At 56.4% G+C, this 23,736-nt stretch carries 24 protein-coding genes; 10 read left to right on the top strand and 14 right to left on the bottom strand.

Features of this window, described 5'->3' with window-relative positions:
- Positions 1–34 precede the first annotated feature (34 nt).
- Positions 35–676: an ATP-dependent Clp protease proteolytic subunit gene (locus F3J29_RS07270; RefSeq protein ID WP_166864386.1), complete on the top strand. Its 642-nt coding sequence runs from the start codon at positions 35–37 to the stop codon at positions 674–676.
- A 135-nt stretch (positions 677–811) separates the two neighbouring features.
- Positions 812–1,924, top strand: coding sequence for a peptidoglycan glycosyltransferase MrdB (gene mrdB / locus F3J29_RS07265; RefSeq protein ID WP_166864383.1), 1,113 nt, complete (start codon positions 812–814; stop codon positions 1,922–1,924).
- Positions 1,925–1,975: 51 nt separating this feature from the next.
- Here mrdB and F3J29_RS07260 read toward each other — a convergent pair whose 3' ends face one another.
- The 5 genes from F3J29_RS07260 to ynfM form a co-directional block, all read right to left on the bottom strand.
- Positions 1,976–2,782, bottom strand: coding sequence for a trypsin-like serine peptidase (locus F3J29_RS07260; protein WP_166864380.1), 807 nt, complete (start codon positions 2,780–2,782; stop codon positions 1,976–1,978).
- A gap of 98 nt (positions 2,783–2,880) precedes the next feature.
- Complete coding sequence (gene ydgU / locus F3J29_RS22920) at positions 2,881–2,961, bottom strand: small membrane protein YdgU (RefSeq protein WP_483862443.1); 81 nt, start codon at positions 2,959–2,961, stop codon at positions 2,881–2,883.
- Between the two features lie 115 nt (positions 2,962–3,076).
- Positions 3,077–3,502, bottom strand: a complete 426-nt coding sequence (gene asr / locus F3J29_RS07255; protein WP_008459254.1) for an acid resistance repetitive basic protein Asr — start codon at positions 3,500–3,502, stop codon at positions 3,077–3,079.
- A 152-nt stretch (positions 3,503–3,654) separates the two neighbouring features.
- Positions 3,655–5,139, bottom strand: a complete 1,485-nt coding sequence (locus F3J29_RS07250; protein ID WP_166864377.1) for a carboxypeptidase M32 — start codon at positions 5,137–5,139, stop codon at positions 3,655–3,657.
- A 74-nt stretch (positions 5,140–5,213) separates the two neighbouring features.
- Positions 5,214–6,464 (bottom strand): multidrug efflux MFS transporter YnfM/SxtP(Kp), encoded by a 1,251-nt coding sequence (gene ynfM, locus F3J29_RS07245; protein WP_166864374.1) that lies wholly within the window; start codon positions 6,462–6,464, stop codon positions 5,214–5,216.
- Between the two features lie 99 nt (positions 6,465–6,563).
- Here ynfM and ynfL point away from each other — a divergent pair, with 99 nt between their 5' ends.
- From ynfL to bioD, 3 genes are all read left to right on the top strand, one after another.
- Positions 6,564–7,466, top strand: coding sequence for a multidrug efflux transcriptional activator YnfL/SxtR(Kp) (gene ynfL / locus F3J29_RS07240; RefSeq protein ID WP_166864372.1), 903 nt, complete (start codon positions 6,564–6,566; stop codon positions 7,464–7,466).
- A 125-nt stretch (positions 7,467–7,591) separates the two neighbouring features.
- Positions 7,592–8,809 (top strand): sugar metabolism global transcriptional regulator Mlc, encoded by a 1,218-nt coding sequence (mlc, locus tag F3J29_RS07235; protein WP_166864369.1) that lies wholly within the window; start codon positions 7,592–7,594, stop codon positions 8,807–8,809.
- Positions 8,810–8,932: 123 nt separating this feature from the next.
- Entirely contained in the window at positions 8,933–9,628 is a 696-nt protein-coding gene (gene bioD, locus F3J29_RS07230) for a dethiobiotin synthase (RefSeq protein ID WP_166864366.1), read from the top strand.
- Here the strand turns inward: bioD and clcB are convergent.
- From clcB to F3J29_RS07185, 9 genes are all read right to left on the bottom strand, one after another.
- On the bottom strand, positions 9,581–10,873 hold the full coding sequence (clcB, locus tag F3J29_RS07225) for a voltage-gated ClC-type chloride channel ClcB (RefSeq protein ID WP_166864363.1): 1,293 nt from the start codon (positions 10,871–10,873) through the stop codon (positions 9,581–9,583). The two genes, bioD and clcB, sit on opposite strands and share 48 nt — an antisense overlap.
- 96 nt (positions 10,874–10,969) lie before the next feature.
- Complete coding sequence (gene osmV, locus F3J29_RS07220) at positions 10,970–12,115, bottom strand: osmoprotectant ABC transporter ATP-binding protein OsmV (protein ID WP_166864360.1); 1,146 nt, start codon at positions 12,113–12,115, stop codon at positions 10,970–10,972.
- Between the two features lie 33 nt (positions 12,116–12,148).
- Positions 12,149–12,346, bottom strand: a complete 198-nt coding sequence (locus F3J29_RS07215) for a hypothetical protein (RefSeq protein WP_166864357.1) — start codon at positions 12,344–12,346, stop codon at positions 12,149–12,151.
- A gap of 11 nt (positions 12,347–12,357) precedes the next feature.
- Positions 12,358–12,996, bottom strand: coding sequence for an osmoprotectant ABC transporter permease OsmW (osmW, locus tag F3J29_RS07210; protein ID WP_008459235.1), 639 nt, complete (start codon positions 12,994–12,996; stop codon positions 12,358–12,360).
- A gap of 9 nt (positions 12,997–13,005) precedes the next feature.
- The gene (locus F3J29_RS07205; RefSeq protein ID WP_166864354.1) at positions 13,006–13,911 is read right to left on the bottom strand and encodes a glycine betaine ABC transporter substrate-binding protein; all 906 of its coding nucleotides are present in this window, start codon (positions 13,909–13,911) and stop codon (positions 13,006–13,008) included.
- An 18-nt stretch (positions 13,912–13,929) separates the two neighbouring features.
- The gene (gene osmY, locus F3J29_RS07200) at positions 13,930–14,646 is read right to left on the bottom strand and encodes an osmoprotectant ABC transporter permease OsmY (RefSeq protein WP_166864351.1); all 717 of its coding nucleotides are present in this window, start codon (positions 14,644–14,646) and stop codon (positions 13,930–13,932) included.
- 312 nt (positions 14,647–14,958) lie between these two features.
- Complete coding sequence (gene dmsD, locus F3J29_RS07195; protein WP_166864348.1) at positions 14,959–15,585, bottom strand: Tat proofreading chaperone DmsD; 627 nt, start codon at positions 15,583–15,585, stop codon at positions 14,959–14,961.
- Between the two features lie 90 nt (positions 15,586–15,675).
- Entirely contained in the window at positions 15,676–18,117 is a 2,442-nt protein-coding gene (ynfE, locus tag F3J29_RS07190) for a selenate/tellurate reductase subunit YnfE (RefSeq protein ID WP_166864346.1), read from the bottom strand.
- A gap of 208 nt (positions 18,118–18,325) precedes the next feature.
- Positions 18,326–18,598 (bottom strand): DUF1161 domain-containing protein, encoded by a 273-nt coding sequence (locus tag F3J29_RS07185; protein ID WP_166864343.1) that lies wholly within the window; start codon positions 18,596–18,598, stop codon positions 18,326–18,328.
- Positions 18,599–18,704: 106 nt separating this feature from the next.
- Between F3J29_RS07185 and F3J29_RS07180 the strand changes: the two genes are divergently transcribed.
- From F3J29_RS07180 to F3J29_RS07160, 5 genes are all read left to right on the top strand, one after another.
- Positions 18,705–19,415, top strand: coding sequence for a YnfC family lipoprotein (locus tag F3J29_RS07180; protein WP_166864339.1), 711 nt, complete (start codon positions 18,705–18,707; stop codon positions 19,413–19,415).
- A 171-nt stretch (positions 19,416–19,586) separates the two neighbouring features.
- Positions 19,587–20,984 (top strand): ATP-binding protein, encoded by a 1,398-nt coding sequence (locus F3J29_RS07175; RefSeq protein WP_166864337.1) that lies wholly within the window; start codon positions 19,587–19,589, stop codon positions 20,982–20,984.
- Positions 20,971–21,633, top strand: coding sequence for a response regulator transcription factor (locus F3J29_RS07170; protein WP_166864335.1), 663 nt, complete (start codon positions 20,971–20,973; stop codon positions 21,631–21,633). Before F3J29_RS07175 ends, F3J29_RS07170 begins: the two co-directional genes overlap by 14 nt.
- Complete coding sequence (locus F3J29_RS07165) at positions 21,630–22,448, top strand: DUF2861 family protein (protein WP_166864332.1); 819 nt, start codon at positions 21,630–21,632, stop codon at positions 22,446–22,448. Before F3J29_RS07170 ends, F3J29_RS07165 begins: the two co-directional genes overlap by 4 nt.
- Before the next feature lie 89 nt (positions 22,449–22,537).
- Positions 22,538–23,725 carry a glycoside hydrolase family 5 protein gene (locus F3J29_RS07160; RefSeq protein ID WP_166864330.1) on the top strand — a complete coding sequence of 396 codons (1,188 nt, stop codon included), beginning with the start codon at positions 22,538–22,540 and terminating at the stop codon, positions 23,723–23,725.
- The last annotated feature ends 11 nt before the right edge of the window (positions 23,726–23,736 follow it).

Below are 23,736 nucleotides of genomic sequence, written 5' to 3'. Positions count from 1 at the left end.
GGAATGTTAAATTGAGTTTATCAAGGAGAGACATGTGAAAGCCGCAATACACCTGATCATTACAGTGTTAATTTCGTATTCTTCATTTGCTGCAGCGCAGCCAGTGGAAGATAAAAATAAAATAGCCAAAATTTATTATACCGGGGAAATGCAACCTTCGGCCGTATCGAGGCTGGTCAGCGTTTTTGATGAAGTTAATAAAAATAATGATGTAGAAAGAATTTATCTCTACATCAATAGCTATGGCGGCGATATGGATGCGGGCTTGATGGCCGCTGCTGCCGTCAGAAGCTCTGCTATCCCCGTAACAACCGTGGCTATGTCCACCGTCGGCTCTTCAGCAACGATCATGTTTTGCGCCGCAGACGACAGGCGTTCATTGCCTGAAGGCAGCCTGTTCCTGCACCCGGCCTCTATCTCACATCAGGGAGATGTCAGGCCAGCAGATGTGGCTTATCTTGAAAAAGAAACACGTCGTTTCAATGAGATGTTTAAAAAAACGTATCGGGCATGTACAAAACTTGATGATGCCAAAATAGCCGAGATATTGCATAGCGAGTATAACCTTACAAACTATTCTCCCAGTGAAGCAATGGCCGTAGGGTTAATATCTTCCGTAGATAAAAAAATAATACCAGCCACCTACAGCTACGCTATCACCAGCAGCGCGAATTAATAGTCGAATATTACCGGGTAAACTATCGGGTCATGACCTGGATATGGAAATAACGCTGAGGGCAATCCACTAGTTTGTCCCGGAAAATATATCAGGAACCATGCCTGAATTACCTTATGGTGGCAGGGGTATTACATGGAAAATATTCATCAGAAAAGAATGTTTTGGCTAAAGATTCATCTTGATGCCTCGCTGCTGCTGTTGATTATGCTGCTGCTTGCCTACAGCGCGTTTGTAATGTGGAGCGCCAGCGGCCAGGATCCTGGGATGATGGAGCGCAAAGCCGGGCAGATTGCGATGGGGCTTATCGTGATGATCGCCATGGCGCAAATCCCTCCTCGCTTCTATGAACGATCCGCCCCCTGGCTCTTTGCCCTGTGCGTTATTTTACTGCTGCTGGTGGATAGCATCGGGCAAATCAGTAAAGGGGCTCAGCGCTGGCTGGATCTCGGCGTTATTCGTTTCCAGCCTTCTGAAATCGCAAAGATTGCCGTCCCGCTGATGGTGGCGCGGTTTATCAATCAAAATCCCTGTCCTCCATCGCTGAAACATACCGCCATCGCCCTGGCGCTGATCTTTGTTCCCACCTTGCTTATTGCGATGCAGCCCGATCTCGGGACCGCCGTTCTGGTGGCCACATCCGGTCTTTTCGTGTTGTTCCTGTCCGGCATTAGCTGGCGGATTATCGCCGCTGCTGCCGCGCTGATTGCGGTGTTTATTCCGGTGCTGTGGTTCTTTCTTATGCATGACTATCAGCGTGAACGCATCATGATGCTGTTGGATCCGACCCGCGATCCGCGTGGGGCGGGCTATCACATTATTCAGTCAAAAATTGCTATTGGTTCCGGCGGTCTGGTAGGGAAAGGCTGGCTGCACGGCACACAGTCGCAGCTGGAGTTTTTACCGGAGCGGCACACCGACTTTGTGTTTGCCGTTCTGGCGGAAGAGCTGGGCTTTATCGGCATTTTAGTGCTGTTGGCGTTGTATCTGCTGTTGATTATGCGTGGGTTGATCATCGCCGCTCAGGCTCAGACGCTTTTTGGCCGCATGGTTGTCGGCAGCCTGATACTGATTTTGTTCGTTTATGTGTTTGTGAACATCGGTATGGTGAGCGGAATCTTGCCGGTAGTAGGTGTTCCGCTGCCGTTAATAAGCTACGGAGGCTCGGCGCTGATCGTGCTAATGGCCGGGTTTGGCATCATTATGTCAATACATACGCACCGCAAGATGATGTCAAAAAATGTTTAGCCGCCGGGCAACCGTTATTGCTACGGTGCCCGACGGTATCGGGTTGAGCGCTTATTGTGCCAGCGCTTCCAGCCTGTCGCGGAAGCCGGTGACTGAAATGGCGCGGTTGTCAGCTCTGTATCTGTCTTTGGCTGCCGGGGCGGAACTTTGCACCGCAATCAGCTGCCAGCCCTGATCGGTTTTCAGCAACAGCGGTGAACCGCTATCGCCGGGGAGGGTATCGCACTGGTGCGACAGCACGGATGCCTGCGCCCAGCCCGTCACCAGGCAGTTACTGTGGGTATACAGGTCGTCGAGATGATCCAGCGGGTAGCCAGACTGCGTCACTTTGCGATCCTGCGTCTTTAATGCTTCGGTTAGCGCGTCTTTGTCGCCGGTGAACAGCGGTAGCGGCGTGATGCCCGAAGGCGGATTGCGGATAATAATCAGGCCAAAATCATAAGGTGCCGCGCCAGAGGGAACCAGCCATCCGTCACCGTCCGCCTTAAGGCGGCGACCGAGGGATTTATCTACGCGGCCTTCGATATCATGGATTTCATAGCGCCATTGCCCTTTATGGGAAATAAAGCGCAGGGCGATGGCTTTGTCTGCCTTGCCACGCGGCGGCTGCAGCAGGCAGTGCCCGGCAGTTAAGGCCAGATGAGGTGAAATAAGGGTGGCGGTACATAAGTTGCCGCTGGCGGTTTCCAACTGGCCAATGGCATCCCAGGGGGCATCCTCAGGATTGGTCACGCGAATACGGTCATCTTTGCCGAAGAACAGCGTTTTAACGTTCGCCGGGCTGTCGTCTTCGTCCGCGTGAGCGAGTTGAGGTAAAAGGATCAATGCTCCTAAAAACAACACAACACTTTTGCGCATAGCTCTCTCTGAAGGGGCTAATAATTATGGTTTTTATAGATGCAGTAACTATAGTCGGAACGGACCGAAAGTGGGAGTGAAAACAGCAGACTACGCTATCAGAGCCAGAAGCTCAGCGTAATAATACCGCAGATGATCAGCAGGGCGAGGATTAACTCGAAACTGTAGCGTCGCAACATTATCCGCACTCCAGAAATAAGTACGTGCTAAAGGCTGTGCCTTATTCCTAATAAAACACCCGGCAAGCCGGGTGTTTATGTAAACGCTTCAAGCTAACGGGTCGCCCCGTTTAACTTATGCTGCTGGCTGTGCAGCTGGTTTAGCAGCGGCTTTGTGATGTTTTTTCACGTGTTTTTTAGCAGCCTGAGCTTTCTGTGCAGCTGGTTTTACTGCTTTTTTGTGGTGTTTTTTAGCAGCCTGTGCTTTCTGAGCAGCGGGTTTGGTTGCTTTTTTGTGGTGCTTTTTAGCAGCCTGAGCTTTCTGCTCGGTCGCTGGTTTAGCGGCTTTTTTGTGTTTCTTTTTAGCAGCCTGAGCTTTCTGAGCGGCAGCTTTTTTGTGTTTCTTGTGATGCGTTACTTTTGCAGCTGGCGCTTTAGCAGCAGGAGCAGCAGCGGTGGTTGCTGGAGCAGCAGCTGGAGCGGTAGCGGTGGTGTCAGCAGCGAAAGCGGCAGAAGACAGACCCATAGCAGCGGCAACAACCAGAGCTAATACTTTTTTCATTTCGACATCCTCGAATTTGTTTGTGTGTCAACCCCACTGCGGGGCCGTTGAAATGAACTATAGGCTGGGGAATCAAAGTGTTCAGTGAGTGATTGGTATCGGCATGTAACGTAATGTACAACGCCGGGTACAGGCGACCCGGCGTGAGGGCATTAAAGGTAACGAGACTCTAAATGTTTACGGAAATACAATGGGTTAAGGTCTTCCCCGGTCGCGTTGGTTATCAGCTGTGAAGTGGTGAAACGGCTGCCGTGCTGCCAGATGTTTTGCTTTAACCAGTCAAATAATGCGGTGAAATTCCCACTGGCGATCGCCTGGTCCAGATCCGGCAGCGCGCGTGATGCCGCGCTAAAGAGTTGCGCCGCGTACATCGCGCCCAGCGTGTAGGACGGGAAGTAGCCGAAAGCCCCATCGGTCCAGTGAATATCCTGCATACAGCCATTACGGTAATTGCCTTCGGTGGAGAGGCCCAGCCAGGACTGCATCTTCTCATTCCACAGCGCCGGAATGTCATCCACCTCGATATCACCGTCGATCAGCGCCCGTTCAATTTCATACCGCAGCACAACATGCGCAGGGTAGCTGACCTCGTCGGCATCGACACGAATATAGCCGCGCTCCACCTGCTGATTAACATTGATAAAGTTGTTCAGCTCGAACGCCGGCTGCGGCCCAAAACGCTCAATCACTTTAGGTAACAGCAGTTTCAGGAACGGCGCGCTGCGCCCAAGCTGCATTTCAAAGAACAGGCTTTGGGATTCATGAATGGCGGTAGAACGCGCCAGGGCAACGGGCTGGCCGAGCCATTCCCGTGGCAGGTTTTGCTCATAGCGGGCGTGGCCGGTTTCATGAATCACGCCAAACAACGAGCTGAACATCTCGTCTTCGTTATAGCGAGTCGTGATTCGCACATCTTGCGGCACGCCGCCGCAGAAAGGATGCGCGCTGACGTCAAGGCGGCCGCCGTTAAAGTCAAAGCCCAGCAGCGCCATGGTATCCAGCCCAAGCTGGCGCTGGGTTTCGGTGGCGAAAGGCCCCTGTGGCGTCAGCATGTTTTCTTTGGCCTGTTTATCAACCACCTTCTGGAGCAGATCCGGCAGCCAGCCGCGCAGATCGCCAAACAGCACGTCGAGTTTGGCGCTGGTCATGCCGGGCTCATAGATGTCCAGCAGCGCATCGTAGCGGGAAATGCCTTTTGCCTCTGCGCGCAGACGTGCCTCTTCGCGGCTGACCCGCACGACTTCCTTCAGGTTCGTGGAGAACCCCTGCCAGTCGTTGGCCGGGCGCTGGGTTCGCCAGCCGTGTTCGCAGCGCGTACCGACCAGCGATTTCTCTTCTACTAATGCATCCGGGAGCAGCACCGCTTCCTGGTAGTGACGAGTCATTTCACGCAGGTTGGCACGCTCCACATCGTTCAGATCTTCCTGAGCTGCGGCCTGGAGCAGGGTGGCAATTTTCTTGTCGGTCAGGATCTGGTGCTTAAGCACGCTGAGTTCAGCGAGAGCCTCGCCGCGCGCCTGGCTACCGTTAGCGGGCATCATGGTGGACATGTCCCAGCCGGCAATGGCTGACAGATGATCAAACCGGGACAGACGCTGGAAGGTACGGGTCAGGTGATTATAGTTTTGCTTTTCCATATGGCCTCGTGAACAGGTTGTTAACACTAAAGAAAATAGCATTAAGCGTACCTGAACACGAGAGCGGCAGCAGGTTAGTGCGCCTTATGGTGCAAGCGGGTGGCAACCAGCAGGGCGAGCAGCAGCAGCGAGCCGATAAACGCCGCCACGCCGCTCCAGCCAAACTGGTGCCAGAACACGCCGCCAAGAGTACCCGCGAGGCTGGAGCCAAGGTAGTAGCTGAACAAATACAGTGATGAAGCCTGGCCTTTGGCCCGGCGTGCGCGTGGCCCAATCCAGCTGCTGGCCACCGAATGGGCGGCAAAGAAACCGGCGGAGAACAGCAGCATCCCGGCAAAAATGACAATCAGCGAGGAGAAAACGGTCAGTGCCAGGCCAAGGAACATAATGGCCGTGAAGCCAATCAATACGGGGCCGCGGCCATATTTCGCGGTCATTGCGCCCGCTTTAGGTGAACTCCATGTCCCGGTCAGGTAGGCGACGGAAAGCAGGCCCACCACCGCCTGGCTCAGAAACCACGGGGCTTCCATCATGCGGTAGCCAATGTAGTTAAAGAGGGTGACAAACGCCCCCATCAGCAGAAAGCCTTCCGCAAACAGTAGCGGCAAACCCGGGTCCCGCCAGTGCAGGCGGAAGTTAATAAACAGCGTTTTGGGGCGCAGACTGGAGGCGCGAAAATGCTGCGACTGCGGCAGAATCTTCCAGAACATCAGCGCTGAGGCAAGGGCAAAACAGCCGATAGCCGCGACGGCAATGCGCCAGGTAAAGAAGTCGGTGAGTACCCCGGCGATCAGGCGGCCGCTCATTCCGCCAATCGAGTTCCCGCTGATGTACAGGCCCATCGAAAATGCCACCACGCTCGGGTGCATCTCCTCGCTGAGGTAAGTCATGCCCACGGCGGCGACACCGCTAAGGGACAAGCCGATGAGCGCGCGCATGATCAAAATGCCGTGCCAGCTGGTCATCAGCGTCGACAGTAAAGTACAGCAGGAAGCCAGCAGCAGAGCCGTAACCATGACCTGTTTACGCCCAATGGCGTCCGACAGCGGGCCGGTAAACAACAGCCCGATAGCCAGCATCGCAGTGGAAACCGAAAGCGAAATACTGCTGCTTGCCGGACTGACGCCAAATTCATGAGAGAGCACCGGTAAAATGGGCTGGACACAATAGAGCAGGGCAAAGGTAGCCAGCCCGGCGGAAAACAGCGCCAGCGTGACGCGCATAAATTGAGGGGTACCGCGTTTGATATAGCTGACAGAAGGGGCAGACCGGCTTTCGTCAGCATCCTCTGTCGGGACAGGGCTGACGGTAGTTGTACGACTCAAGGGAGATCCTTACGCAGGTGTTAACTTATTTTTTACAGAGTAGAAAAGTGTAAATGTTATGTCTAATATATTAATAATCTCAAATGATACTTTAAACATATGAATATCGAGTTACGCCATCTGCGCTACTTCATCGCCGTTGCCGAAGAGCTGCATTTTGGCCGGGCGGCCGCGAGGCTGAGGATCTCCCAGCCTCCACTTAGCCAACAAATTCAGATCCTTGAAGAGCAAATCGGCGCTCGCCTGCTGGCGCGAACGAACCGCAGCGTTAACCTCACCGCGGCGGGTCAGCAGTTTCTCGCCGACGCCAGGCAAATTCTCGGCCAGGTGGATGCCGCAGCCGCGCGTGCGGCCCGGCTGCATCAGGGGGAGACCGGTGAGCTGCGCATTGGCTTTACCTCCTCCGCACCGTTTATTAAGGCCGTTTCTGACAGCCTTTCCCGCTTTCGGCAGCGCTATCCTGACGTGCATCTCCAGATGCGGGAAGTGAACACCCGGGAGCAAATTACTCCCCTGAATGAGGGCGAGCTGGAGCTGGGATTGATGCGTAATACGCGCCTGCCGGATACCCTGAACTGGACGCTTATCCTGCGTGAACCCCTGCTGGCGATGGTGCATCGCGATCATCCCCTGGCCTGCAGTCGTTCGGTATCGCTGACGCAGCTTGCGCAGGAGCCGTTTGTTTTCTTTGATCCGCACGTAGGCACCGGGCTGTACGACGATATTATCGGGCTGCTTCGCCGGTATAATATTGTGCCGTACATTACCCAGGAAGTGGGCGAGGCAATGACGATCATTGGGTTAGTGTCCGCCGGGCTGGGGGTTTCCATTCTGCCAGCTTCATTCCAGCGCATTCGCCTGACTGATGTGGTATGGCTGCCCATTGACGAGCCAGAGGCGCAGTCTGAGCTGTGGCTGGTCTGGCCGAAGCATCGGGAATTATCGGAAGCGGCGAAGCGCATCTCGGCGCTGCTGACCGAGGCCTCCTGGGCGTTAAAATAGACCAAATGTGGCGGTAATATGTGCGGTAAATCACAACCCTACGTAAATATTTGACGACCCCACTTGAAGTGTTTCACCATAGCCTAAAAGTTTATTTCGAAGCGCGAAAATAAAGGGAGTACCACGTGGTTGCTGATAGTCAACCGGGCCATATCGATCAGATAAAACAAACCAATGCTGGGGTTGTTTATCGCTTGATTGATACCCACGGTCCGGTGTCGCGTATCGATCTTTCCCGCCTGGCGCAGCTGGCTCCGGCCAGTATCACCAAGATTGTGCGGGAAATGCTTGAGGCGCATCTGGTACAGGAAACGGAGATTCAGGACCCCGGCAGCCGTGGCCGCCCCGCGGTGGGCTTAATGCTTGAAACAGAAGCCTGGCATTACCTCTCAATTCGCCTGAGCCGCGGTGAAATTTCACTGGGACTGCGCGACCTCAGCAGCAAGCTGGTGGTGGAGGACACGGTGGCGTTGCCGACCGACGATCCGCAGCCTTTGCTGGAGCGCATCATATTCCAGGTCGATCAATTTTTTATTCGCCATCAGCAAAAGCTCGAGCGCCTCACCGCCATCGCCATTACGCTCCCGGGCATCATTGATACCGTTCGCGGCGTGATTCACCGCATGCCGTTCTACGATGTCTGCGATATGCCGCTGGGCGAGGTCCTGGGCAATCACACCGGCGTTCCGGTCTTTATCCAGCACGATATTAGCGCCTGGACCATGGCCGAAGGGCTGTTTGGTGCCTCTCAGGGCGCAAGAGATGTGATTCAGGTGGTGATTGATCACAACGTTGGCGCAGGCGTTATCACCGATGGGCGTTTGCTTCACGCGGGCAGCAGCAGCCTGGTGGAAATTGGCCACACGCAGGTCGACCCTTACGGCAAGCGCTGCTACTGCGGCAACCACGGCTGCCTGGAAACCATTGCCAGCGTCGAAAGCGTGCTGGAACTGGCGCAGCAGCGTATGAGTCAGTCAATGGGCTCGATGCTGCACGGGCAACCGCTGAGCGTTGAATCCCTGTGTGATGCCGCGCTGAGCGGAGATCTGCTGGCCAAAGATATTATTATCGGCGTCGGGCAAAACGTGGGCCGCATTCTGGCCATCATGGTTAACCTGTTTAATCCGCAAAAAATTCTTATCGGTTCGCCGCTTAACCGCGCCGCCGCCATCCTTCACCCAGCGATTACCGACTGCATTCGCCAGCAGGCATTGCCCGCCTATAGCCGACACACCGTTGTGGAAGGTACGCAGTTTGATAACCGCGGCACCATGGCCGGGGCGGCGCTGGTAAAAGATGCAATGTATAACGGCTCTTTATTAATTCGTCTTCTGCAGGGCTAATCTTCGGCCCTGATTCACCAAAAATTGCGCTATCTCAATCTGGCTACAGCCCCATTCTTTTAGACTTTCCCGCGTTAGTTTTTCTCTTTATTTATCTGGCTAGCATTACCTCGGGAGACAGTCATGCTTAAGCGTTTCTTTATAACGGGTACGGATACTGCCGTAGGGAAGACGGTGGTGTCACGAGCCTTACTGCAGGCGTTGTCGGCCAGCGGGAAAAGCGTCGTCGGCTACAAGCCGGTCGCTAAGGGCAGTAAAGAGACGCCAGACGGGCTGCGCAATAAAGATGCGCTGGTACTGCAAAGCGTCTCCACGATTAAACTGCCCTATGAAGCGATCAATCCTATCGCGTTAAGCGAAGAAGAGAGCAGCATCAGCCATCACGGGCCAATCAACTATTCTCTGCTGTCGGGCGGCCTGCAAAGGCTGGCCGATCAAATGGACCACGTTGTCGTCGAAGGGACCGGCGGCTGGCGCAGCCTGATGAACGATCTTCGTCCGCTGTCGGACTGGGTGGTACAGGAACAGCTGCCGGTACTGCTGGTGGTGGGGATTCAGGAAGGGTGCATTAACCATGCGTTGCTGACGGCGCAGGCCATTGCCAACGACGGGCTGCCGTTTATTGGCTGGGTGGCGAACCGCATCAATCCGGGCCTGGCGCATTACGCGGAAATTATCGACGTGTTGAGCAAAAAACTGCCGGGGCCGCTGGTCGGTGAACTGCCGTACCTGCCCCGGGCCGAACAGCGCGAGCTGGGAGCCTATATCGACCTAGCCCGGCTGCGTAGCGCTCTGACGGTAGACCGACTGCGGGCGTAGCCAGCGCGAAAGCGTGGAGGCAATCACGCAGGTCAGCAGCAGGCCGGGGAGCAGCGTAAACTCCCCGGTCATTTCACAAATCATCAGCGTTGCCATAATCGGCGCGTGCGTCGTGGCCGCCAGCAAAGACGCCATTCCCGTCAGCCCCAGCAGTATCATCAGCGGCTCTCCGCCGCCCCACAGGCCACAAACCTGGCCAAACAGCATGCCCAGCGCCGCCCCCATAAACAGCGTGGGCGTAAATACGCCACCCGGCGCGCCGGAGCCGCTGCTTGCCATCACCGCCAGCAGTTTGCACAGCAATACTCCACCGACAAACAGCAGCGCGGGCGGGCTGGAAAGAAACGACTGCACCACGCTGTAGCCGTTGCCCCAGGCCGTCGGAGTCACCAGCGATAGCAGGCCGACAACCAGCCCGCCGAGCGCCAGTTGCAGCGGTGGCGAAAGCTTAAGTGAACGAAACAGCGCGCTGCTTTGCGCCAGCAGCCACAGAATCAGCGGCCCGAGAACGCCCGCGGTTAACCCCAGCAGCGCCATTAGCCCATAATGCGATGGCTGCGGTGGGGCAAGAAGCGTCACGATATACAGCGGCGCCTGCCCGCCGTTCAGCAAATGCGTCATCAGCAGGGCGCTGACGGCGGCAATCACCACCGGCCCCAGCGAGGCAAGCATCAGTGAGCCAAACAAAATTTCCGCAATAAACAGGCTGCCCGCCAGCGGCGCATGATAGGCGCTCGCCATCCCGGCTGCGGCCCCGCAGGCCACCCAAAGCTTCCACTCTTTGTCCGGGGTAAAGCGTTGGGCAAACAGCGAGGCAAAAACCGTGGCCAGAAGAATCATCGCCCCTTCGCGCCCGATTGCACTGCCGCTGGCGACCACGATCAGCGATGCGGCAGATTTCACCAGGCTGGACGGCACGTCCAGACGACCATCGCCGGTTTCGATGGCTTCCATATAGTCGGTGGGGGCAGAAGGGCGCTGGCGAGTGGCTCGTTGCCAGCGCCACAGCAGAAGTCCGGCCAGTAGGCCACCGGCGGCAGGCGTCAGGACGCGTCGCCAGGGCTCGAGTGCGGCAGCGGCAGCAACCAGGCTGCCGCCGTGATCGCCGAGGAAGACGTTTTCAAGCAGATACATGGCCTGCCGAAATAGCCAGACCACCAGCGCGGAAGCCAGGCCAATGAAGACCGCAATCACCAGCCGGCGAAGCATCTCTCTGATGTCGGGAAAGGCTTGTATTCGGTGCATAGCGCATAAGATGGCGAAATAATGGCGCTATTGTGAGGGAGAATGTCGATAAGCTCAAAGGAAAATGCGCCGCCGTAAAGCAGCGCATCAGGTTGATTAACTTTGTTGGATATTCAGCGCCCGACGCGTGCGGCCTGAGCTGAGATAATCGGCAATGTAATCCTGCGAAATTTCTCCGCTGTAGCGGCCCTCTTCATCGGTGATCGGCATCCAGACCATATTGTGCTCATAGAGCTTAGAAAGCACGATGCGTAAGTTTTCCTCCGCGCGGCCGGTGACGCGGAAAGGGTGAAGGAGGTCGGTACAAGTCCCCGTCGCGCCCCGCGCTTCACGCCGCTTAACGAAGCCCAGCGGTTTACCTCCGGCGTCCACGACGGTGATGGAACGCATGTCGTTGTCATCCATGGTGGCGAAAGCTTCCGCCAGCGGCGTAGATTCACGAGCGGTAATCGTGGGCTGCTGGTCGGTCACATCCCCGGCCTGTACCAACAGCAGTCGCTTTAGCGTGCGGTCCTGACCAACAAACGACCCGACGAAGTCGTTGGCCGGTTTCGCCAGCAGCTCGTCCGGGCTGGCACACTGCACAATTTTACCCTGGCGGAAGACCGCAATCCGATCGCCCAGCTTCAGCGCCTCGTCGATGTCGTGGCTGACAAGCATCACTGTTTTTTTAAGCTGACGCTGCATCTCGAGAAACTCGTTCTGAATGGTTTCGCGGTTAATCGGGTCAACCGCGCCAAAAGGTTCATCCATCAGCAGTACCGGAGGATCTGCCGCCAGGGCGCGGATCACGCCGATACGCTGTTGCTGGCCGCCGGACATTTCGCGCGGATAGCGGTTAAGGAAGCGGTTAGGATCGAGGGCAACCATGCTCATCAACTCCTGGGCACGTGTCTTGCAACGGGCTTTGTCCCAGCCCAGCATGCGCGGCACAACGGTGATGTTCTCTTCAATCGTCATGTTCGGGAACAGACCGATTTGCTGAATAACGTAGCCGATATTGCGGCGCAGAGTGACGGTATCGAGATCGTTGGTGTCCTGGCCGTTGATTAAAATCTTGCCGCCGGTGGGTTTTATCAGGCGGTTGATCATTTTCAGCGTGGTGGTTTTTCCGCAGCCGGAGGGGCCGAGCAGCACGCACATTTCACCTTCGGGCACGTTCAGGCTGATATTGTCGACGGCGTTAAAGGTCTGGCCATTTTTCTGCACAAATTGTCGCGTGAGGTTTTCAAGTTTTATCATTATCGAGTCCTCTCTGGCGCTGGTCTCAGCGCCTTAATTCATAAGCTTGTGGCGGGAGTCATCACACTTCTGCTTCAGACGCTGCATCGCGTCCGGCGGCATAGGTGCGGTCATCATATGGCGATAGTTCATGCACTCTGGGGTGTCCTGAGGCGGTTTGGACGCTGGCCGGGAAGCGCAGGCGGTCAGCAGCACCAAAGACGCAAGCATAAAGAGTCGGACGAAATGCATAGCGGCCTCTTTTACCATTTAGTGAAATGCAGCTGCAGGCGATGCAGCAGCCAGTCGAGCACGATGGCTAACAGGCAGATCATCACCGCCCCGGCAATCAGCATGCGGATGTCACTCCCGCCGATGCCGTTAAGCAGCAGCAAGCCCAGACCGCCCGCGCCAATGACGGCGGCAATGGCCATGACGCCAATGTTCATCACCACAGCGGTTCGAATTCCGCCAAAAATTACCGGCAGCGCCATGGGGATTTCCACCCAACGCAGGCGCTGCCAAAACGTCATGCCGATGCCTCGTCCAGCTTCACGTAGCCCCGGCGGCAGGCTATCCAGCGCGGTGTGGGTATTGCGAACAATTGGCAGCAGCGAGTACAGGAACACCGCCGTCACCGCCGGAACGACGCCGATCCCCTGACCGATCAGCGAAAACAGGGGGATCATCAGGCCAAACAGCGCCACGGACGGAATGGTGAGCAAAATAGTGGCAAAGCCGAGTATCGGCGTGGCAAGCCATTTATGGCGCACGATAAGAATGCCCAGCGGCACGCCAATCAGGATTGCCAGACCGACGGCGATCAGCACCAGCCACAGGTGATGCAGGGTGAGTGAGCCAATATACCCCGCGTTATCAATCATATAATGTAACGTTTCCACGATACCTCCTCAGAGCAAGCCTTTCTGCTGCAGGAATTCACGGGCCACCTGCTGCGGGGTTTCATGGTCGATATCAACTTTAGCGTTCAGGGTTGTTATCACCTCATTGTTCAGTTCGGACGAAAGGGTGTTCAGCGCCTCCTCAAGGCCCGGATGCGAGTCCAGCACGTCTTTACGCACCACAGGCGTGACAGCGTAACTTGGGAAGAAGCCCTTATCGTCCACCAGGGCTTTCAGGTCAAAGCCCTTCATGCGCCCGTCGGTGGTGTAGATCAGGCCGGCATCAACGAACCCGTCGCGGATGGCGTTATAGACCAGGCCGGGATCCATCTGGCGGATCTGCGGGCGGTCCAACGGCATGTGGTACACCTGCTGCAGCGGCTTCAGGCCGTCGCTGCGCCCGGCAAACTCCAGATCCAGGCCCAGCATCCAGTTATGTTTTGGGTCGGTCTGGCGCACATGTTCGATGCGCTCCACCAGCTGCGACATCGTGATAATGCCTTCTTTTTCTGCCCGTTCGCGCTTCATGGCAAAGGCGTAAGTGTTGTTCATCTCCGCGGGTTTAAGCCAGACGAGACCCAGCTTTGCATCCAGTTTTTTGACCGTGTTGTACGACTCTTCCGGCGTCATTCGCTGATTAATGTGGTTAAAGATAATCAGCGAGGTGCCGGTGTACTCCCAGGTCATATCAATCTGCTTGTTGATCATCGCATTGCGGGAAATTACGGTGGCAATGTTGGTCTGCGGCGTCACCTGAAAGCCCTTTTTAGCCAGATACTGCGTGGTCATGGCCGACAGAATATGCTGCTCGGTAAAGCTTTTGGTCGCCAGAATCAGCGGTGCGGCCTGAGCCTGGGTGGCGATAAGGGAGGCTGCGGCAAACGCCGTAGTTAGCATCCGTGAAAGCAGTTTCATACACGCTCCTTATTGTTGTTATTGGGCGGTGTGGGGGCTGAGCACCCGCCCCAGGCTGGCAAGCGCTAAGTCGAGGATGAGCGCAAACAGGGCCGTTGCCACGGCGCCGAGTATCAGTGTTGGGAAATCGTTCAGGTAAATCCCCGGGAAAATAAGCTCTCCGTAGCTGCTCGCGCCGATAAGAAAGGCCAGCGGGGCGGTGCCGACGTTGATGGCCGTAGCAATGCGCACGCCGGAGAGGATCACCGGCCAGGCGTTGGGAATTTCAACCTGGCGCAGCCGCTGGAGTTTGGTCATGCCAATTCCGTTGGCGGCTTCTATCAGTGATGGTGGCACGCTGCACAGTCCGGCATAGGTATTACGGACGATGGGAAGCAGTGACGCGAGGAACAGGGCAACGATCGCGGGTTTGTCACCAATGCCGATAATCACCATCGCCAGCGCTAACACCGCCAGCGGCGGCAGCGTGTTGCCGATGTTGAAAATTTGCATCACGTACTCGGCCCAGCGGCGCGCGCCAGGGCGGCTGAGCAATATTCCGCTGGGAATACCGACCAGCAGGGCGAGCGCCATTGAGCTGAACACCAGAATCAGATGCTGCTGCCCGAGATAGAGTAAATCGACCTGCCGGGCTTTAAGGGTGTCGAGGCCGATGCCCCAAACCACCAGAGCAAGCACTAAAATCAGCGCCACCAGCCCAAGTAAGAACCGTGTTGCGAAGGATGCGTTTTGCATTGCAGTGTGTCTCCCTGTGTGCACGCGTTATCGCCGCCGGGGAGGCGGCCTGTTGTTATGCCATGTGTCGGCAGGGTGTCTGGAGCTATAGCAACGCAGCGGGAAGGATTCCAGTTTAAGGGACAATTAAGAGGCTAATGATTCAGTCGATAAACTGATGCTCAGGCCTTATGGCATCTGGCCTGTGGATGAAAAGTAAAGATTTGTCTTAAAAATGTTAACGCAAGGTGACGTTGTCACATTTGATAACTGCAGAAACCCTCGTTTTTTCAGGAAACCGGGTGCATCCGGCTTCCTGAAAATCCAGGATTCTTAGAAATGCAGCTCTTTGCTGGCGACGGGCATCAACATATCGTTTTTCCAGCCGGAGAGCGTCAGTTTTGCAAGTTCACCCAGGCCAATATAGAAATCATTCGCTGCGTTTTCGGTAAGCAGACTCAGATAACGTTCGGCCCAGGGCAGCAGATGCCAGGCCAGCAGTTCATCCAACGGCTGCCGCAGCCCCTGGTCGGCCAGCCAGGCCGCCAGCATCAGCATTAAGCCAAAATGATCTTCAGGTTCGTTTTGTTCCGTTTGCGGGGCAAAGCCCTGTTCGCGCATCCATTGACGAAGCTCCAGCAGTGAGTCGCCAAACAGCACGTTTTCTTTGTCGAGATAGACCGAGCCCCACGGTGGCGCCGGCAGCGCATAAGGGCCAATAAACAGGCGCTGGAACTCTTCGCTTATCGGCGTAGCCTGGTCGGCCTGGCCCGCAGCCATCAGCGGCGCAAGGGACGCCAGCGCTGGGGTCTGGAACGGCCATTCGCGAATCCAGTCCGGTGCGGCAAGCATCGCCATCAGCGCGGCGCTGTCCGGGTGGTTGGGGGCATGATAAAACAGGGCTCCGAGCACCCGGCCGCTAAGCGCTATCGCCGGCAGGCGTTGTTGTTCAGAGAGCATTTTCATTCCTTTTAGTCGGGCACCTGACTCCGCTTTGCGTCGCGGGCGCCAGGCGAAAACAGGCAAAGCGACAAGGCTTTGCCATCACGTTTAAATCTTCTTAATTTCAACCAGATTGGTATGCTGCGGATTGCCTTTCGCCAGCGGCGAAGGGCGGTGCGTAGTCAGTGTATTAATGCAGGCGCCGTGGTCAATGCGGTCCCCGTTCATGTCGGCGTCGTGCCAGGCGCCCTGGCCCATGGCGGCAACGCCAGGCATGATGCGCGGGGTGACCTTCGCCTCAATATGCACTTCACCGCGCCCGTTAAACACGCTGACTTTGTCGCCGTTGGCAATGCCGCGACGTTTTGCGTCGAGCGGATTAATCCAGACTTCCTGACGTGCGGCAGCCTGCAGAACGTCGATATTGCCATAGGTTGAATGGGTTCTGGATTTGTAGTGGAAGCCAAACAGCTGGAGAGGGAACTCGCTGCGCTGCGGAGAGTCCCAGCCTTCAAAGGTGGAGGCATACACCGGCAGCGGGCTGATGGTTTCGTCTTTTTCCAGCTCCCAGCTGGCGGCAATCCCGGCGAGTTTGCTGGAATAAATTTCAATTTTCCCCGACGGGGTTTTGAGCGGATTAGCCTGAAGGTCTTCGCGGAAATTTTTGTAAGCCACAAAATGGCCAGCCGGATCTTTACGCTTGTAAATCCCCATCGCGCGCAGCTCTTCATAGGCAGGCAGCGCCGGATCTTTTGCCAGCATTTTAGCGTACAGATATTGCAGCCACTCGCGCTGGGTTCGCCCTTCCGTGAAGGCCTGATGCACCCCGTCTCCCAGGCGTTTAGCCACTTCGCTCATCATCCAGTAGATAGGCTTGCGCTCAAACTTAGGCGCGGTGGCGGGCTGGATGAAAATCAGGTAGCCCATATTACCGGCGTAATCGTTAGGAATAATGTCCTCCTGCTCAACGGTCATCAGGTCCGGCAGCAGGATATCGGCGTATTTCGCCGACGACGTCATGAAGTTCTCAATCACCACAATCATTTCGCACTGCTTATCGTCCTGCAAAATGGCGTGGGTTTTATTGATGTCGGAATGCTGGTTAATAATCGTGTTGCCGGCATAGTTCCAGATGAACTTGATCGGCACGTCCAGCTTCTCTTTCCCGCGCACGCCGTCTCGTTTGGCCGTCATTTCGGGGCCGCGAGTGATGGCGTCCGTCCAGCTGAAGCAGGAGATCTGCGTTTTGACCGGGTTTTCCAGCACCGGCATACGTTCAATGGTGATGGTATAGGTGGATTCACGCGCGCCGCTGTTGCCGCCGTTGATCCCTACGTTGCCGGTGAGGATCGGCAGCATGGCGATGGCGCGTGAGGTCAACTCGCCGTTGGCCTGGCGCTGCGGCCCCCAGCCCTGGGCAATGTAGGCGGGTTTGGCGCCAGCAATTTCGCGCGCCAGCTTGATGATTCTGTCCACCGGAATGCCGGTAATCGCGGACGCCCACCGTGGTGTTTTCTCTATCCCGTCGTCGCCTTGACCCAGAATATAAGCCTTATAGTGACCGTTGCGTGGGGCATCGGCGGGCAGGGTTGTCTCGTCATAGCCGACGCAGTATTTATCCAGGAAGGTCTGGTCGACCAGATTTTCGCTAATCATGACGTGGGCAAGCCCGGCCACCAGCGCGGCATCCGTTCCGGGGCGAATAGGGATCCATTCATCTTCCCGGCCTGCTGCGGTGTCGGTGTAGCGCGGGTCGATAACGATCATGCGGGCGTTGGAACGTTCGCGAGCCTGTTCAAGGTAATAAGTGATCCCGCCGCCGCTCATACGCGTTTCTGCCGGGTTATTGCCGAACAGGACGACCAGCTTGCTATTTTCGATATCCGAAGTGCTGTTGCCGTCATTGCTGCCGTAGGTGTACGGCATGGCGCAGGCAATTTGGGCGGTGCTGTAGGTGCCGTAGTGGCTCAGAAAACCGCCGTAGCAGTTCATCAGCCTGGCGACCAGCGAGGCGTAAGGGGAAGAGCGGGTGATATTCCCCCCGACAACGCCGGACGAGTAATTAATGTAGACCGCTTCGTTGCCATATTTTTCAACGGTCTGCTTCAGGCTGTGGCTGACTATCTCCAGCGCTTCGTCCCAGCTGATGCGTTCAAATTTACCTTCTCCACGCTTGCCTACGCGCTTCATCGGGTAATTCAGGCGTTCCGGGTGGTTGATCCTGCGGCGGATGGAGCGCCCGCGCAGGCAGGCGCGAACCTGGTGGTCGCCATAGGTGTCCAGTCCGGTATTGTCCGTTTCAACCCAGTAAACTTCTTCGTCGCGAACGTGCAGCCGCAGGGCGCAGCGGCTGCCGCAGTTAACCGAGCAGGCTCCCCAGACAACTTTGTCTTTATTTTCCGGCGACAGGGCGTCAGCAACCGCGGCCGCGGCGCTACGCATACCAAAAGGCAGCGAAATGCCGCCTGCGGCGAGGGCCAGGCCGCCAATGGCTGATGATTTTACCAGGCTGCGGCGGCTAATCCCGCCTGGATGATTGAGGTTCGACATCGCTCTCTCCATGACTTTTTTGTCGTGTGGAAGACGTTATTATTTGAGTTTATTTATTGTTTGGTGATTGCTGAAGCTGCCCGTCAGGGGGCGCTCGGGGGAAGAGTGTTACTTAATTAGGCGTAGACGTTATTAACGCCAGTCAAAGTTGCGGTGGATGAGGGGAAATAGATGAAGGAAAGCAGGGTGCCCGGCACCCTGCAGGGGATTATTGCGGTTCATTTTCCGGCGCAGCGCCGCCCGCGATGCGGGTATAAACGATTTTTTGCGTGTCGTTCGCACAGTGGCCGACGACCTGGCCGCCGGCTTTGTCTGCCTGATCGTTAGGTACGATAGTGAGGGAGAAGCCTGACTCAGGCACGCCGTTATTGACAATTTTCTGCTGAATCTCCGCTTTCACTTTTTCGCAACTGCCCTGTGCGGCCAACGCCGGTGCGGCAGCGATCAGCAGTATCGTGCTTAACCAAACGGTACGTTTCATCATCTCTTCCTTATGTTGAGTTGAACGTTAAGAATAGCGCTTCTAGTGTAAAGTGTTGTATTTGCTTATATCATGTTATGACATAAAAACAGGAGAGCGGCAAAACGTGAAGAAAATCATTACCCTCGGTGCGCTGGTTTTGAGCCTTGTAGGCTGCGATAACTCGACGTCGCCGCAGGCGTACACGCCGGAAATGGCCAGTTTTTCTAACGAATTTGATTTCGATCCGATGCGCGGCCCGGTAAAGGATTTTAGCCAGACGCTGATGAACGACAAAGGCCAGGTTTTGAAAAGGGTCAGCGGTACGCTGTCGGAAGAAGGCTGCTTCGACACGCTGGAATTTCACGACCTGGAGAACAACAGCGGGGCATCGCTGACGCTCGACGCAAACTACTATGTTGACGCTGTTAGCCTTGAAAAACGCGTCCGCCTGCAGGGGAAATGTCAGCTTGCCGAACTCCCTGCCGCGGGCATCAGCTACGACACCGACGACAACGACTTTGTGACCGCCGCCAAAGGCAAAGATGTGCTGGTGACCTATAAGTACGACAGCGAAGGCTATCCGCTGGGGAAAATCACCAAATCGAAAGACAGCGAGCTTGCCATCGTGGCGAAAGCCGGTGTCGATAAAAAGAAAAAGCTGGATTACAGCGCGACAACCAGCCTGAACGGCAAAATCATCGGGGTGGCAAAGCAAAGCTGCGATTATGACCGCCATTTCAACTCGCTGTCCTGCGATCTGGAAATGACGGATGATTCCGTCACGCCGCCAAAGGTGGACCATTACACCATTAAAAATACGGTGGAGTATTATTGATCGCGTCGGTGTTACAAATGCCGGGTGTCCTTCGATCCCCGGCGTATCCACCGGCTGACAAACTTAATCCTTTCTTGCGGCGCAATCGGCGAGATAAACATGCTGCCAGCCAGGCAGCTTTCCACCCGCTCATAAATTAAGGCCTTTCTCGTGACCCGGAGATTTGTCCCGTTGTTTCATTACGCGATGCTCTGGCTGTGTGCTGCCCTTTGGCTGCATGCAGGTTCGGCTCGTGCGACGGAACTCGACGAGGATCTGGCCCGCTTTAGTGCGGCATTAAACCAGTCAACCCCGGCGGCGCAGGTCTCGCTGCAAACCCTTCAGCAGCTTGATGCGGCGCTGCTCAAGCCCGAATCCATGTATCCTCAGTTTCAGGCCTGGCCGCTGCCGGACCTCACGGCGCTTTACCATCTGGATAGGCGCTGTACAAGCGAGGTCGAACTCTCGGCTACGGCGAAATCATTCATTGCAGCGTTATGCCAGGCGAATATACCGCCTGCGTCCTGGTTCATCGCGAATCCGCTCTATCCGCTTGGGGGAAGCAGCGCCTGGCAGTATATCCTGCGCCATCCGGGAGCGGCCGCCGCGCTAAAAAACTCGCTGCATGTACGGGAAAGACCGGACGATCTGGCGGGCATTGGGACGCTGTCCGATGACAATCTTGACGCCTTGCTTGGGGGCCAGCACTGGCTGCTGCAAAACGGTCAACTCTGGCGATTCAGCCAACAGCAATGGCAGCGCTATGAGGCGAAGGTCTGGCAGCCTCTGGCCCGACAGTCCGATATCGAACTGGTTAACGCCGGGGGGCGCTGCGATATGCGAACGGGCGCGCTGTGCGTCAATGCTCGCGAAGCTTACGGGAACGTCTGGCGCTGGCTTTTTGGCCTGCTGGTGCTGTTTACCGCGTCGGGGTTGATATGGATGGCCTGGCAGCGGAGGCAACTGCGTGAGCGTCAGCGGTTTATCACGCAAATGCTGACCCACGAACTGCGCACGCCCATCGCTCAACTGAGCAACGTGGTCGAACATTTTCGCCGTGACTTCGACCGGTTGCCGGAAGGTGCCCAGCTTAATTTTGTGGCTCTGGCCGACACGCTGCAGCGGATGCGGCAGATGGCTGAAACCAGCCAACACTACCTGATAGCGGAGCATCAGCGGGAAGCGCTGGAAACGCCGACTCAGGTCCGGCTCAGCGACTGGCTCGATCACTTGTGTGCGGATCGGGACGGGCTGACGTACTGCCTGGACGAAAACATGATCGTGGGCGTGTCGCTCTACTGGAGCAGCCTGTGTCTGACGAATTTACTGGATAATGCGTTCCGTCACGGAAAGCCTCCCGTGCACCTGACGGTGCATAAAACCAGAACGCACCTTACTTTCCAGGTTAGCGATAGCGGAAATATCACTCAAAACCCGCTGCTGAACAGCCGCCGTTTACGCTGGTCAAACAGCAGTCTTGGCCTTGGATTGACCATTGTTCAGCGCGTTGCTCATCGCCTTCACGGCAAGTTGACGTTCAGCCCCGCGCCAACCACGTTTACCCTGGAGTTGCCGTATGAACCCGACTAAAGCGCATTCTTTGTTGTTAATTGAGGACGATATCGCGTTGGGCGAAGGGCTGGCGGCATTTTTGCAGCAGGAGGGGTTCAGCTGCCGCTGGCTGCGAAACAGCGCGAATGTCCTCGAACATTGGTATCAGGCGGATTTGGCGATTCTCGACCGCCAGCTTCCTGAAGGCGACAGTCTGCGGTTTTTGCCTCAGTGGCTGGCAAAAAAAGCCCTGCCGACGATCGTGCTGACGGCAAAAGTGAGCGTTGAAGAGCGGGTGGCGGGGCTGGAGGCGGGCGCGCGTGACTATCTGAGCAAGCCGTTTGCTCACGTTGAGCTGCTGGCCCGCATCCGGGCACAGCTTCGCCCCCTGGGCGACGGGCTGCTGGTCTGCGGGGAACTCAGCTTACTTCCGGCGCGGCAAATTGCGACCTGGCAGGGAAAAGAGGTCGCGCTGACGGCAACCGAGTTTGCGCTACTGGCGATGCTGATGCAGATGGCGGGGCGCGTGTTTACCCGGGATGAATTGCTCAATCAGGTCTGGGGCTATCAACGTTTTCCGTCAACCAGGACTGTCGATACGCATGTTTTACAGTTACGGCAAAAACTGCCGGGCCTGCCGATTACAAGCGTGCGCGGGATTGGCTATCGGCTGGAGTTAGCGAAATGAAACTGCGACTGTCAGCCCTGCTGACCGTCTCCTCGTTCAGCGTCGGTGCAACGTTGCCCCAAACGCCGCTGGAGCCCGTATATCATCAGCTGTTTAACCAGCAAGACGATCTTGCCAACAGGCAACTGATTGATGTCTGGCCGCGGCTGGGCAGCGAGGCACAGCGGCAGGCCTGGAAAGAGGCGCTTAATGCCGTGGTCAGTCGGCAATGCGGCAAAGATCTTTCCACGGCGGTTCCTGAGTGGCTGGACGACTTAACGCTTACGTTGATGCAGCGTGATATGCCGCTTAACCGAATTTATCGCATAACTTTGAGTGGAAAGAGCCCCCGCCAGGATATTAACGTTGGCCTGATGCTGCCCGATGGCAAAAAAGCGTTCGCCGCAGTGCCGGTGCAATATGAAGCGGAAAGTGAGTTTCGGATCGAAAGCGAAGAGTTTACTCAGCCGCTGAGCGAAGGAGTCTATCTGCTGACCGTGTCGAGCGGCGGGCAGCAATGGCAGCAGCCTCTGGCGTTACAGGGTATTGGCGGGTTAACGCAGATCCAGCTTCACGATCGCGCCATTACGCTCACTACGCCGCAGGTGTCTCCTGCTTGCCCCAAACCCTGGCTTGAGCAAACGCTGCTTAATCGCAGCGACTATAACCAGATTTGGTGGGCAAAAAGCGACCAGCTGACGCTGGTGCCCTGGCCTGCGAAGCCTGCCGAAAGCGTATGGGCCACGGTGGCCGTGGTAAGCGCGGAAAACCGGGGCAGCGTGGCGGTACGAACCGAACACCGCCTCGCCGGCCCGCTGGCGACGATGAAAAACTAAGGCCCACGCCGCTATCCTGACATTCCTCTGACAATCGACGCCCGCTAACCGGCAATACTGCGGCCTCTTTCGTTACTGAGGTATTTGTCATGAAACTCAAAGCACTTTGGGCGGGGCTGGCGCTGCTCTCTGGTTCCGCCTTTGCCATGGACAGCATCGCCTTCTGGAATTCGCCGCAGCACGGCGGCAACAGTTTTAACCGTCTGCCGCCCGATCAAGCCTATTTCACCGCCCTTAAAGGCTATGGCGCCAGCTGGGTACGGCTGTCCTGGGACAAATGGCAGCCGGAACAGCGTGATTATTTGCTGGGGAATGCCGACCACTATCAGGGGCTGATGACGCAGGATCTTCGTACCCTGAAAGAGACGCTGGCACGCGCTCACGCCGCCGGGCTTAAAGTGGTGATTACGCCGCTTTCGCTGCCAGGGATGCGCTGGGCGCAAAACAATGATGGCCGGTTTGATGACCGGCTGTGGCAGGATAAACGTTTCTGGCAGCAAAGCGCCCAGTTCTGGCGTGACCTGGCCGGGCAGCTAAAAGATAATCCGGCGATTGCCGCCTACAACCTGATTAATGAGCCTGCGCCGGAGAAACGGGCCGGCCTGCCGGAACATGCCTCTCTGGAAGAAATGCAAACCTGGTACAAAGCGCACCAGGGCACGGCCAGAGACCTTCCGGCGTTCTATCAAACCGTGATCAACGCGATTCGCGAAGTGGATAAGACAACCCCTATCATGGTGGATAGCGGCTGGTATGCCGCCGCCGACAGCTTTAGCTACTGGCCTGCCGCCCTGAGTGATAACCGCGTGCTTTACAGCTTCCATATGTATGAACCCTACGACGCCACCAGCGCGCCAAACCTCAAACGCCTGAAACCCTATGTCTATCCCGGCGTTGTTCCGTTTGGCGGCAAGCAGGAGAAATGGAACGGGGAGCGCGTGGCCGGGTATCTGCAGCAGCCGTTCTGGTGGGCTAAGCAGCGTGGAGTCGCGCAGAATCGTATGGTGGCGGGGGAGTTTGGCTGTATGCGCCAGCTGGCCGGGTGCCGTCAGTATCTCGAGGATGTTCTCAGCGCGCTGGATAAAACGCAGGCGCACTGGGCATTCTACAGCTTTCGCGAAGATGCCTGGGACGGCATGGATTATGAGCTGGGAAAAAGGAAAGTGCCCTGGTCGTACTGGCAGGCAATGGATGAGCATAAGCCGGATACTTTACCGCGCCATGCCACGCCTGAGTTTGAGCCGATTAGCCGCCGCCTGGGGCCGTCGACGCGTTAAGTTATGCGTTA

Origin of the sequence: Enterobacter sp. Cy-643, from assembly GCF_011752815.1 — a bacterium.
In the GTDB taxonomy this organism is placed as follows: domain Bacteria; phylum Pseudomonadota; class Gammaproteobacteria; order Enterobacterales; family Enterobacteriaceae; genus Cedecea.
Note: the sequence above shows the minus strand (reverse complement) of the source record. Positions and strands in the feature narration are given on the sequence as shown.